This is a genomic window from Streptomyces sp. NPDC001194, assembly GCF_042896985.1.
Taxonomy (GTDB): domain Bacteria; phylum Actinomycetota; class Actinomycetes; order Streptomycetales; family Streptomycetaceae; genus Streptomyces.
Window position 1 is genome coordinate 121,992 of sequence record NZ_JBIAXU010000020.1, and the last position, 13,166, is coordinate 135,157.

A 13,166-nucleotide genomic window follows, 5' to 3' on the forward strand; every position below is an offset into this window, starting at 1 on the left:
GGGGCGGAGAGCAGGCGCGGCCGACCACCGCCCCTGTCCTGCTCGTTCGCGAAATATGTGACCCGACACGAGGGACCAGTATGCGGTTCCAGCTTTTGGGGCCGCTGAGTATTGCCCACGGCCCGGAAACCGTAGTTCTCAAGCCATCCAAGCCGACCAGCCTTCTCGCCGCTCTTCTTCTGCACCCCGGGGTCGTTGTTTCGACCACCTATCTGGTGAGCGCCGTGTGGGACGAGGAACCGCCTGCCACCGCGCGAGCCGCGTTGCAGACGTGCGTCCTGAGGCTTCGGAGGTTATTCACGAAGTACGGCATATCCACGACCACCATCGAGGCCGTGCCCGGCGGATACCGGATGCACAACGACGCCGAGACCCTCGACCTCGTCCTTTTCCGCTCCCTGACCTCGCAGGCACCGGCCGCGGGCGGGCCGGGCGAGGAGCTGTACCGGCTGCGCGAGGCGCTCTCGCTGTGGCACGGGCCGCCGCTCGCCAACGTGGCCTCGCGGATGCTGCGGCGCGACGCGGTGCCCTCGCTCGAACAGGAGCGGCTGCGCGTGCTGGAGCGGGTCTGCGATCTCGAACTCGCCGCCGGGAACTGCCATCAGGTGCTGGTCGACCTGTACGAGAGCGCCCGCCGCCACCCGGTGCGCGAGCGCTTCACCGAGCAGCTCATCGAAGCCCTGTACCGCACCGGGCGACAGGCGGAAGCCCTCGCCGAGTACCGCACGGTACGGGACCGGCTGCGCGACGAGCTCGGCGTCGACCCGGGGGCAGGGCTGCGCCGTCTGGAACTCGCGATCCTGCGCGCCGAGGAGATCGGCGGGCCGGAAGCGGCGGCCACGGGCACTGCGCCGCGGTCCGCTCCCGGGCCTGCAACCGGCCCTGGAACCGGTCCCGGACCCCGGCCCGGGAGCGGGCCCGGGAGCAAGGTCGCGGCGGCCGGACCCGTCACGGCTCCGGGGCCCGCGGCGCGGCCTGCCACCCGGCCCGAACTGCCGCGGGCGGCCGCCGCCCCCGGGGCGCCTCCCGTGCCGTCGGCGCGGGAGGGCGGGCCGGCGGCGGACAGCGGCTGGCGCGGGGTGCCCGCGAAGGGCCGCCCCGGCAGACCGGGCCTGGCTCCCGTGCCCGGGTTCGCCGGCCGGGAGGCCGACCGCAGGGCCATCGCCGCCCGGCTGACCTGCGCCGACGGACCCCGGCTGGTCGTCGTCTCGGGGGCGCCCGGCATCGGCAAGTCGGCGCTGGCCCACCAGTGCGCGTACGAGGTCCGCGGCGAGTTCCCCGGCGGGGTCTTCACGCTCGCGCTGACCCGGCCCGACGGAAGCCCCCTCGCCCTGGACGAGGCGCGGGAACTGCTGCCCGGGCCCGGCGACGCCGAGGACGGCCGCCGGCTGCTGGTCCTCGACGACGCGGCCGGCGCCGGGCAGGTGCTGCCGCTGCTGCCCGCTCCCGAGGACGCCGCCGTACTGGTCACCAGCAGACGGGGGCTCGCCGCGGTCGTCGCCACGCACGGAGGCGCCGTCCACCGGCTGGACGTCCTCGGGCCGGACGAGGCGTACGCACTGCTCGCCGGGCTCGTCGGCGCCGACCGGATCGCGGCCGAGGCACGAGCGGCGGCGGAACTCGCCGACGTCTGCGGCCGCTTCCCGCTCGCCCTGCGCATCGCGGCCGGCCGGCTGCTGACCCGGCCCGGACTGTCCGTGGCCGACTGCACGGCCTGGCTCGCGGAGGACCCACCCGCCCGGCTCGCCCTCGCCGAGGATCCGCGGCTCTCCGTACCGGAGGTGTTCGGGCAGGCCGTCGGGGCCCTCTCGCCCGAACTGCGCGAGGTCTTCCTCCGCCTGGGCACGCTCGGTCCGCGGGCCCCCCTCGCGGACGCCGGCTCCGAGACCGAGCTCGAACAGCTCGTGGAGGCCGGGATGCTGGAGGACGGACCGCCGGGCAAGCCGCCGTACCGCCTCCATTCCTTCCTTCTCGTCTACGCGCGTTGGCTGGCCCGCGGGCCCCTCCCGGCGCCCACGGCCCCCACCGCCCCCGTCACCCGCTGACCCCGTCACCCGCTGACCCCGTCACCCGCTGACCCTGTCACCCGCTTCCCCCGCTCTCCGCTCCTCCCCGCGTCTGCCTCCGTCGTCCGCCTCCACCCACACCGCACCCAGGGGTGTCCCATGTCCCAAGCCAGCTATGAGACCGTCGCCGCCTCCCGGCCCCGGATACGCCGGGACGTGCTCTTCACCGAGACGCCGGACGGTGTGCTGTTCCACAACTCCGACGGCGGGTTCCGCCTCACCGCCCGCACGGCGTACCGGTTCGCCGCGCTGATCGTCCCGCACCTCACCGGGGAACACTCCGTCGCGGAGATCTGCCAGGGCTTCGGCGACGCCCAGCGCGCGATGGTCGGCGAACTCGTCAAGACGCTGTACGAACGGGACTTCGCCCGCTCCGTCCCCGCCCCGCGGACCCCGGCCGCTCCGGCGCCCGCACCGGACGTGGCGCGGCGGTTCGCGCCGCAGATCGCGTACGTGGACCACTACGCCGACGAGGCCGAGGACCGCTTCCTGCGCTTCCGCGGCACCCGGGTCGCCGTCCTCGGCGAGGACCCCGTGGCCCGCTGGTGCGCCCTGAGCCTGGTGCGCAACGGCTGCGCGGTCGTCGGCGTCCTGCCCGGCGCGGAGCTCGGCCCCGTCGAGGCGGACGCGCAGGAGGCTCGGGCGGACGGCTGCCCGGTGGAGATACGGACCCTGGACCCGGGCGGGGAGTCCCTCGGGTGGGCGGAGCTGGACGGATTCGACTTCGTCGTGGTCACCGGGGGGCACGAGGCCCCCGCGCGGCTGCTCCCGCTGCTGCGCGCCGGGATACCGGAGGGCCGCAGCCTGCTTCCGGCCTGGTCGTACGGCACCGACGCCGTCGTCGGCCCCCTGATGACCGCGGACTCCGAGGGCTGCTGGGCCTGCGCCGCGCTGCGGCTGGGCTCCGCCCGCCCCGGCTCCGGGGCCGCCGACCTGTGGAGCGCGCTGGCCCTGCCGGGAAGCGTGCCCGTGTCCCGCACTCCCGTGCCGGGCCGTCCGCTGGCCGCGATGCTCGGCAATCTGCTCGGGTACGAGGTCTTCCGCGCGGCCACCGGAGCGCTGCCCGCCGAGACGTCCGGGCGGCTGGTCGTCCAGGACACGGAGTCGCTGGACGTCACCGCCGAACCGCTGTTCCCGCACCCGCGCTGCCCGTTCTGCGCCGGGGGTGACACAGTGGACGAGCGGGCGGCCGCCGAGCCGGTGGAGCTGACCGCGGCGGGGGCCTCGGGCGCACCCGAACTCCCCACCCTCCACACCGCCCGCGAAGCGGACGCACTGGTCGAGGAGTTGAACCGGCGCTCCGCCGTCGTCCGCCCGTACGCCGGGGTGTTCACGGGCTTCGCGGACGAGGCGCTCACCCAGATCCCGCTCAAGCTGGGCGTGGTCGAGCTGGGCATCGGACACGCCGGTGCGCGCTCCATCGCGGCCTTCGACATCCACCACGTCGCGGGCGCCCGGATGCGCGCGCTGGACGCGGCGGCGCTGGTGTACGCCGAGCACGTCGTCCCGGCGCGCGGACTCCTGACCGGCTCCCCCGGGCTCCTGCCCGGTTCCCGCGCGAAGGCCCCCGCTCTCGCCGTCGGCTCGGGGCTGCCCGGCGGGGCCACCGTCCACCAGCGGGCCGTCTCGCTGCTGACGAAGGAGCCCGTCCTCGTCCCCGCCGGAGCCGTCCGCCCCTTCGGACCCCACAACGCCGAGCGGCTCTTCGAGCGGACCCGGGCGGGGGCCGGTGCGGGTCCCGCGCCCGCCGACGCCGCCGCCGCGGGGCTGCTCTCGGCCCTCGCCCACGACGCGCTGCAGCGCACCGTACGGGGCACCCCCGCCACCCCGGTGCCGCTGCCGGACCCGGACGGGCCCGACGCCGAACTCGGCTTCCTCGTACGGTCGGCGGACCGGCTGGAACTGCCGGTGGAGCTGCTCGACCTCGGCGAGGGCGCCCGCAGCGGCGTGACCGTGCTGCTCGCCCGGTCCGCGGAGCGCTGGGCGGTCGGCACCGGGCTGGACCGGCGTACGGCGGCGGTGGCCGCGCTGAGCGAACTCCTGGGCGCGGCCCAGTACGAGGGCGACGGGGCGGGCGGCGGCCGGCCGGCCGACACCGGCGATCCGCTGCTGCGCGATCTCGATCCCCGGGCCCTGGCGGTCCGCGGCCCGCACGAGGGCGGCGGGGCGTACGGAACGGAAGGCGCGGTCGGCTGGCCGGAGGTGCTGGAGCGGATCGGCTCCGCCGGGCGGGACGCGTACCTGGTCCCGACGGGCGCGCCCGAGCTGGTGTCCGCGGGCGTCCACACCGTGCGGGTGCTGCTCACGGCGGTGCGGGAGCCCGGCGATGACGCGTAGCCGCCCCGCCGGGGTCCGCGCCGATCCCGCGGTGCGGGACGTGCTCGGGGCCGGAGCGGCCGAGCGGTTCACGACGCTGCTGGAGCGGGCCCTGGGCGCGCTCGGCGGGCCTCCGGTGGACCTTTCGGTGCTCGGGGCGGGCAATGCCTTCGCCGGGTCCGCTCGCTCCGGCGCCGCGGGCGCCGCCTTGCCCGTACGGCTGTACGGCCGCCAGGCCGTGGTCGGGCCGGCGCCGCTCCCGGGCGGCGGTCCGGGGTGTGCCCGGTGCCTGGAACGGCGCTGGCAGGCCGTACGGTCCGTCACCCTGCGCGATGCCCTGGAGCTGGGCGGGGGCACCCGGCCCGCGGGCGAGTGGCCGCACGCCCACGCCTTCGCCGCCGACGCCCTCGCGGCGCTGGTCGCGGGGGTCTCGGGGGGCGCCGACGACGCGGCCCCGCGGGGGCCGTTCCCCGAGGTGCGCTCCCTGGACCTCGGCACCGGCGCCGTGCGGCGGTACCCGCTCGTGCCCGACCCCGAGTGCCCGGTGTGCGCGGCGCCCGTCGCGGACGAGCCGCGCGCGCTGGAGCCGCTGCCGCCCGCGCCGAAGTACCGTCCCGGGGCCTTCCGCACCCGCCCCGTGGAGTCGTACGCCCTCGACGTGGCCGCCTTCGCCAATCCGCTCTGCGGGGCCCTGGGGCCCTCCCTCGTACAGGACATCTCCTCCACCTCCACCTCGGCGACCATCGGCTGCTTCTCGCTGCGCTCGGGCCCCTACCTGCGCGAGACCTTCTGGGGCGGCCACACCGACTCCTTCGACCGCAGCGCCCGCGTCGGGGTCCTGGAAGGGCTGGAGCGGTACGCGGGGATGCGCGCCCGGGCCCGGACGACCCGCGTCCGGGGCTCGCTCCGGCAGTTCGGGTCCGAAGCCGTGGACCCGCGCCGCGTCGGCCTGTACGGCGATCGGTTCTACGCGGACAACCCGCGCGTGCGGCCCTTCGACCCGGACCGGGAGATCCCGTGGGTCTGGGGCTGGTCGATGCGCGACCGGGCGCCGCGCCTGGTCCCCGAGGTGCTGACGTACTACCACTCGCCCGGTCTGGAGAACCGTTTCGTACAGGAGAGCTCCAACGGCTGCGCCACCGGCGGCAGTCTGGCCGAGGCGGTCTACTTCGGGCTGATGGAGGTCATCGAGCGGGACGCGTTCCTGCTCGCCTGGTACGGGCGCGAGCCCCTGCCCGAGATCGACCCGGCGTCCAGCGGCCGCACCTCGACCCGCGTGATGGTGGACCGGCTGGCCCTGTACGGGTACCGCGCACGGTTCTTCGACACCCGGATCACCTTCCCCGTCCCGGTGGTGACCGCCGTCGCCGAGCGGTTCGACGGCGGGACCGGCCGGATGTGCTTCGGGGCCGGCGCCGGACTGGACCCGGAGTCGGCCCTGGACTCGGCGCTGTGCGAGATCGCGACGGACGCCGTGAACCTGCCGGGGCGCACCGAGCGGGACGAGGCCCGGTTGCGCGCGATGGCCTCAGACTTCAACCTGGTCACCGCGCTCCACGACCACCCGCTGGTGTACGGGATCCCGGAAATGGGCCGGCACGCGGACTTCCTGCTGCGCCGTCCGGCCACGGAGCGGCTGCGGCCCCTCTCGGCGTTGCGCCCGCCCGGGGAACGGCGGGACGGCGCCGCCGCCCCGGACGACGTGCGCGAGGACCTCGCGCGGTGTGTCGCGGCGGTGACCGCCGAGGGCTTCGACGTGGTCGTGGTCGACCAGAGCCTGCCCGAGCAGCGGGTCCTGGGGCTGCACACGGTGAGCGTGATGGTGCCCGGGCTGCTGCCGATCGACTTCGGCTGGTCGCGCCAGCGGGCGCTCGGCATGCCCCGGCTGCGCACCGCCCTGCGAGCGGCGGGGCGGCGTGAACGGGACCTGGAGCCGGCCGAGTTCAATCCGGCGCCGCATCCCTTCCCCTGACCGGCCGCCTCCGCGTCCGCAGAGCCGTCCGACAGGCCGTCCGTCCGCCCGCCAGTCAGTCAGTTCGTCCGTCCGTCCGTCCGTCCCGACCGTAGGAGGACCCGTGGGCTACGCCCATGACTACGCCACCGCCATCATGCACCGCGGCCGGGTGCCGATGGAGCCCGTCGACTTCGTGCCCGACTGGGCCGACCGCCCGCGCAAGGCGAAGTTCCATCCGGGTGCGGAGACCCTGCCGTTGCCCGAGCCCGCGCACCACTCCTCGACCGGGCGCGCCGAGGGTTTCGACCTGCCGCTGCTCTCCGGGCTGTTGGAGGACTCGTACGGGCTGACCGGCCGGCGGCTCGGCATCCAGGCCAATACGGATCTGGCGGCGCTGCCGCACTACACCCAGGCCAACTGGTCCCGCGGGACGGCCTCCGGGGGCGGGCTCTACCCGGTCGCCGTCCACTGGGCGGCCGGACCGGGCGGGCCGCTCACGCCGGGTGTGTACCACTACGCACCGCACCGGCACGGGCTGCGGCGGCTGCTGACCGGCGATGTCACGGGTGACATCCGGGAGGCACTGGGGTCCGGCGCCCCCGCGCAGGCCCTGGGCGCCGGCCAGTACCTGATCCTCAGCGTCAAGTACTGGCAGAACTCCTTCAAGTACAACAGCTTCTCCTTCCACGCCGTGTGCATGGACGTGGGCACCGTGCTCCAGACCTGGCGGCTGTGGGCCCGGGAGCACGGGCTGCGGATCGCGCCCGTGCTCTGGTTCGACGAGGAGCGGATCGCCCGCCTGCTCGGCGTGGACCACCGGGAGGAGGGGGTCTTCGCGGTGGTGCCGCTGGAGTGGGCGGGCGACCGCGCGGCCGGGGACGGGGGCCCGGCGGACGCCCGTCGCAGCCCTGCCGGCTCCCCCGGCTCCCCCGGTTCTCCCGCTTCTCCCGCTTCTCCCGGTTCTCCCGGTTCTCCCGGTTCTCCCGGTTCTCCCGGTTCCGCGAACTCCCCCGTCCCCGCCGCCGTCCGCCACCGCGACCTCGAACGCTCCCGCCGCGTCCTCGCCTTCGAGACCCTGCACCGCATCCACGAGGCCACCCTCGGCCGCGCCGCCGACCGCCCGGCACCCGGCGCGCTCGACCGCGCCGCCGCGCTCGCGCCGCGCGGTGCGGACCCGCTGCCGCTGCCCGCGCCCGCCACCGCCCCGATCGGCGTCCACGCGGCGCTGCGGGCCCGGCGCAGCAGCTTCGGCCGGTTCGATGCGAGCCGCGCGCTCGCGCCGGAGCGGCTGGCCGCCGTACTGGCGGACTGCGCCGCGACGGCCGTCGGCAGCGAGGCCGAACGGCCCGAGGGGCCGGGGCTGACCTCGCTGTACGTCTTCGTCAACCACGTCGAGGGCCTCGCCCCCGGCGCGTACGCCTACGACCCGGCCGCCCGCGGCCTGCGCCTGGTGGTCCCGGGCCCGCCCGGCCCCTTCCTCCAGCGCAGCTACTTCCTCTCCAACTACAACCTGGAGCAGGCCGGTGCGGTGATCGTGCCGACCGTACGGACCACCGCGGTGCTCGACGCGGTGGGCGAGCGCGGCTACCGGCTCGTGGGCGCCGCCGTCGGGGCCGTCGCGCAGACCTTCTACACCAGCGCCGCGGCCCACGGGCTCGGCGCCGGGGTGGCACTCGGCTTCGACACCGTCAGCCACATCGAGGAGCTGGGGCTGACCGGCACCGACGAGGCACCGCTGCTGATCATGCTGCTCGGCCACGAGCGGCCGCGGCCCGCCGACTTCCGCCACGAGATCGCCTGAACCCGCCCCGCCCGCCCCGTAACCGACCGCGACCCGTTCCCGACCTCGACACCACCGACGACAGAACCAGGACGACCAGGATGAACAGCACCACCGAATGGCAGGCGGGCGACCGCTTCATGCTGCGCGTGGCCGGTCTGCCCCTGACCGCGGTCGACGCGCTGCGCTGCCCGGACACCAGCCGCTGGGCAGCCGAGGTGCTGTCGGCCGAGGAATCGCTGCGCGCCGACGCGGAACAGCTGAGCGAGGCGCTGCACAAGGCGGTCGGCGCGACCGACCCCGGCTCCGGCGGCGAGGGCGCGGCCCGGCGCCGCGCGCTGCTGCGGCTGCGCCGGCAGGTCCACAACGGCAGGCTGCCCGCCGACCCCGACACGGCCGTCCGTGAGGTCTCCGACGTGGACGGGGTCGCCGCCGGCCACCTCTGCGCGTGGGTGCTGCGGCGGCGCCGGCTGGACGCCCTGCTGACCGAGGGGGCCGGGCTGCTCGGCGCCGATCTCGGGCGGGGCCGTGCCGCGCTGCGCGAACTGCTCGGGGACGACCGGCTGCGCAGGGGCCTGCTGCTGGCCTCACCGGTCCTCGAAGCGCAGCTCGACGCGTACGTGCGGGCCACCGGCGTGCCCGGAGGCCGGGCCCGCAAGGTGGAGCGCTCGGCGCTCTCGTACGTCTACCGCACGGCCTGCAAGACGAGCCCGTTCAGCACCTTCACCGCGGTGGCCACGGGCCGGTTCACCCCCGGCGCGGCGCCCGGTGACGGCATCCGCACCGCGGACACCTGGACCAGCCATGTCCGGCTGAACGTCGTGGTGCTGGCCAGGATCGCCGAGCTGATCCTCGCCGATCCGGTCCGGCGGCGGGACCTGCCGCTGCGTCCGGCTCCCGGCTGGGGGCGGGAGGACGACCGGATCCGCTACGTACGGCGCTCGGTCACGGCGGGGGACGACGCGGCGGCCGTCACCTTCGACGCCGTCAAGGACCGGCTGTTCTTCCTGCGCCGCAGCGGCACCCTCGACCGGCTGCTCGCCCTGTTCGCGCAGCGCCCGGAGCTGCGCCACCGGGAGCTGGCCGACTGGCTGGCCGCCGAACACGGCGCCGCGCCGGCCGACTGCGAGGCGTACATCGGCGCGCTGCTCCAGCTGGGCATGGTGCGGGCGCCCTGCCTGGACACCGAGGTCCACGACGGGGATCCGCTGCGCGCGTTCCAGCGCTCGCTGTCCGCCCTGGAGCGGCCCTGGGCGGACGACCTCGCCGCCCTGCTCGACGCGCCCGCCGCCGTGCTGGAGCGGTATCCGGCGGCGGCCGCCGGCGAGCGGGCGGAGCTGTTGCGCGGACTGCGCTCGGGCCTGCGACGGGTACAGCTCGAGCTCGGCTGCCCGGACGCCGCGTTGCCTCAGACCCTGCTGTACGAGGACGTGAGCGCGGGCCGGGAGCTGGCCTGCCCGGAGCCGGCCTGGGCGGCGGCGGACGCCGGCGGCGGGGCGCTGCGCGCCGTCGAGCGGATCCTGCCGGCCTTCGACCTCACACTGGCCCAGCGGATCACCTTCGAGGGGTTCTTCACCGCACGCCACGGCTCCGGGGGCCGCTGCGAGGACCTGCTGGGCCTGGTGCACGACTTCCACGAGGACTTCTTCGACCAGTACCTGTCGTTCACGGCCCGCCGTACGCCCTTCGACGCGCGCGGGGAGTACGTGCCCGAGGAGAACTGGCTCTCCCTGCCGGGCATCCGGGCCCTGGACTCGGCGCGGCGCGCCTTCGTCGCCCGGATGCGGGCGGCGTGGGCCGCGTACGGGGAGCAGGGCGCGGGCGAACTGCGGCTCGGCGAGGCGGACATCGAGGAGGTCGCGGGCGAACTGGAGCCGGTACTGCCCGGTTTCGCACCGCGCTGCCACCATCTCCAGCAGGCCCGCGATCCGGCCACCGGGGAGCGGCTGACCGTGCTGAACCGCTCGTACGGCGGGCTGTCCTTCCCCTTCAGCCGGTTCACCCACGTGTACGGGGACGCCGGGCGCGGCCCGGAGCTGGCCGATCGGCTGCGGGCCACCGCCGCCGAAGTCACCCCGGAGGGTGCGGTGTTCGCGGAGGTCACGGGCGGCCCGGTGACCACCAACCTCAATCTGCACGGCCGGCTGACCGACTACGAGATCGTCTGCCCGGGTGAGAGCGGCACCCTGCCGCAGGACCGCCGGCTCCACCTCGACGACCTGTACGCCGAGCACGTCCCGGACACCGGCCGGGTCGTGCTGCGCTCGCGCCGGCTCGGCCTCGAGGTGATCCCGGTCTACCTCGGCTATCTCGTACCGCTGGCCCTGCCCGCGATCCCGCGGACACTGCTGCTGCTCTCCCCCTCCTCGATGTCCCCGCTGGACGTGTGGGCGGGGGTGCCGGAGGGCGACGCGCAGGGCGGTGTCCGCACCCGGCCGCGCGTCGTCCACGGGGACCTCGTGCTGAGCCGGCGCAGCTGGACCACCACGGCCGGTGGACTTCCGGTGCGGGGTGCCCGGGAGGCCGGGCACTTCCTGGACTGGCAGCGCTGGCGGCGGGCGCACGGGCTGCCGGAGCGGGTGTTCGCGACCGTTTCCGCCGGGCCGTCGGCACTGGGGGCCAAACCGCAGTACGTGGACTTCTCCAGCCTGCTCTCGCTCGCGGCGTTCGAGCCGCTGCTGCGCGATCCGGGCCACCGGGTGGTCTTCCGCGAGATGCTCCCGGACCCCGGCGGCCTGCACACGTACTCCGAGCACGGCGCCCACGTCGCCGAACTCGCCGTCGAGACCTTCACCACCCTCATCCGACGCCCGGAAGGCGGACCCCGATGTCAGGACTGACCGAGGCGCGCGGCGCCGACGAGCGCGGTGCGTGGCAGGCCGTGCACATCTTCTACGCCGCCAACCCGACGCCCCTGCTGGTGCAGTGCGTTCGGCCGCTGATCGCCGGTCTGTCGCGCGACGGGCTGCTCGCCGGGCACTTCTTCATCAACTACTGGCTGGAGGGCCCGCACGTACGGCTGCGGCTGCGCCCCGCGACGCCCGACGCCGGGCCCGAGGTGCGCCGCCGCACGGAGGAGGCCGTCACGGCCTTCCTCAAGGCCCGGCCCGCCCTCTACGAGGTCGATTCAGGCTTCCTCAACGAGTTCTACAACACCCTCTTCGACATCGAGTTCCCCGAGGGCGACCGGGCCGCGTTCATGGGCCCCGACGGCCGCATGAACCTCCGGCCCAACAACAGCCACGCCTACGAGCCGTACGAACCCGAGTACGGGAAGTACGGCGGCCCGGCCGGAGTCGAGCTCGCCGAATGGCATTTCGCGCACTCCAGCGACCTCGTCATGGACGCGCTGAGCGGGATGAACCTGCACCTGCGCACCGTGCTGCTGGGCACCTCGGCGCAGCTGATGATGGTGATGGCGGGGGTGTTCCTGCCCGACCGGGAGGAGCTCGGCGGCTACCTCGACCGTTACTACGAGTTCTGGCACCGGGCGTTCCCCGGCACCGGGTTCATCGGCTCGGCCGAGTACGACCGTACGTACGAGCAGACCGGGCCCGGGATCGCGCGCCGCTTCGCCGCCGTCCGCGAGGCGCTTGCCGAAGGGGAGACGGGCCGGCTCCCGGGCTTCCTGGCCGGGTGGGCGGAGCACTGCCGCGAGCTGCGCGGGCGGGCCGAGGAGCTCGCGAAGGCCGGGGAGCTGGTCTTCCGCTCCTGGGACGGCACCCGCGACGAGCGGGTGGACGACCCGGCGGCGGCCCTGCCGCTGCTGCTCTCCCCGTACATGCACATGACCAACAACCGGCTGCACGTGACCATCCGGGACGAGGCCTATCTCGCACACCTGCTGGGCCGGGTGCTGCGCGAGGGCGGCGGCCCGGCAGCCGGCTCCGGCCCGGCCGGGGCGGTCCCGGCGTGAGCACCTCCGCCGGGCTGCCGGAGTACCGGCCGGCGCTGCGCCCCGACATCCTGCTGTCCCCGCCGCTGCTGAACGGGCCGGCCGTGGTCCACCTGGTCAAGGACCCGGTGTCCGGGGCCTCGTTCGAGATCGGCCCGAAGGAGTTCTTCCTCGTCTCCCGCCTCGACGGGACCCGTACGCTCGCGGAGATCGGCGCGGCTTACGGGGAGGCCTTCGGCCGCCGGCTCGGCGAACGGAACTGGCAGCAGCTGCTGGCCCTGCTCGGCACCCGGCGGCTGCTCGCGGGCGGCCCGCCGCCGGCGGCGCCTCGGGCCCCCGGCCCACCGCGGACCGGGAACCTGCTGCGGGGCACCCTGCGGCTGGTCGCCGACGCCGACGCGACCACGGCCCGGCTGCACCGGTTCCTGCGGCCCGCCCTGCACCCGGCGGTACTGGGCCTGCTGCTCCTCGGCTGCCTGGCCATGGAGGGGGTGCTCGCCGCCTCGGCCGGTGAGCTCCTGCGCGATCTGCGGTGGCTGGCCTCGCACCCGGTGCCGCTGCTGGCCGTGGCCACGCTGCTGTGGCTCAGCACGGTCCTGCACGAGTTCGCGCACGGGATCGCCGCCCGCCACGTCGGCGGGACCGTGGGCGAGATCGGGCTGCGCTGGCGGCTGCCCGTCGCGATCATGTACTGCACCGTCGACAACTACCGCTATCTGCGCCGCCGCCGGGACCAGCTGGCCGTCGCCGCAGCGGGGGCCTTCGCCAACCTGCTCTTCCTGCTGCCGTTCTTCGGCTGGTGGACGGCTGGGCCCCCAGGTGACGCGACCGGCAGGGTGCTCGGCGCGCTGCTGTTGCTCGGCAGCGCCCAGGCCCTGGTCAACCTCGTCCCGCTGCCGCCGCTGGACGGCTACACGATGCTCGGCCACGCGCTGCGCGTGACCCGGCTGGCGCCCGCCGGTTCCGCGTACGTGCGGCTGCGGCTGCGCGACCGGGCCGCGGCGGCCGGCTATCCGGCGCGGGCCCGCCGGATCTACCTCGGCTACGCCGTCGGCTCGACCGTCCTCGTCCTGCTGGCGGCCTGCGCCCTGACGGCCGCCGCCTGGTACGCGATCGCCGCCGCCTCCTCCGTTTCTCCTTCCTGATCCCCGCATC

7 protein-coding genes are annotated in these 13,166 nt (G+C 75.5%); all 7 read left to right on the forward strand.

Features of this window, described 5'->3' with window-relative positions; genetic code table 11:
• Nucleotides 1-80: 80 nt before the first annotated feature.
• Complete coding sequence (locus ACFY1T_RS30135) at nt 81-2,045, forward strand: BTAD domain-containing putative transcriptional regulator (protein ID WP_390790954.1); 1,965 nt, start codon at nt 81-83, stop codon at nt 2,043-2,045.
• 120 nt (nt 2,046-2,165) lie between these two features.
• Nucleotides 2,166-4,403: a TOMM precursor leader peptide-binding protein gene (locus ACFY1T_RS30140; RefSeq protein ID WP_390790955.1), complete on the forward strand. Its 2,238-nt coding sequence runs from the start codon at nt 2,166-2,168 to the stop codon at nt 4,401-4,403.
• The gene (locus ACFY1T_RS30145; RefSeq protein ID WP_390790956.1) at nt 4,393-6,354 is read left to right on the forward strand and encodes a TOMM precursor leader peptide-binding protein; all 1,962 of its coding nucleotides are present in this window, start codon (nt 4,393-4,395) and stop codon (nt 6,352-6,354) included. The genes ACFY1T_RS30140 and ACFY1T_RS30145 overlap by 11 nt, the downstream gene beginning before the upstream one ends.
• A gap of 103 nt (nt 6,355-6,457) precedes the next feature.
• A complete protein-coding gene (locus ACFY1T_RS30150) occupies nt 6,458-8,137 on the forward strand; it encodes a SagB family peptide dehydrogenase (protein ID WP_390790957.1) in 1,680 nt (559 codons plus the stop codon).
• Between the two features lie 80 nt (nt 8,138-8,217).
• On the forward strand, nt 8,218-10,956 hold the full coding sequence (locus ACFY1T_RS30155; RefSeq protein ID WP_390790958.1) for a lantibiotic dehydratase: 2,739 nt from the start codon (nt 8,218-8,220) through the stop codon (nt 10,954-10,956).
• Nucleotides 10,944-12,032, forward strand: a complete 1,089-nt coding sequence (locus ACFY1T_RS30160) for a lantibiotic dehydratase C-terminal domain-containing protein (RefSeq protein ID WP_390790959.1) — start codon at nt 10,944-10,946, stop codon at nt 12,030-12,032. The genes ACFY1T_RS30155 and ACFY1T_RS30160 overlap by 13 nt, the downstream gene beginning before the upstream one ends.
• The gene (locus ACFY1T_RS30165) at nt 12,029-13,156 is read left to right on the forward strand and encodes a peptidase M50 (RefSeq protein ID WP_390790960.1); all 1,128 of its coding nucleotides are present in this window, start codon (nt 12,029-12,031) and stop codon (nt 13,154-13,156) included. The genes ACFY1T_RS30160 and ACFY1T_RS30165 overlap by 4 nt, the downstream gene beginning before the upstream one ends.
• The last annotated feature ends 10 nt before the right edge of the window (nt 13,157-13,166 follow it).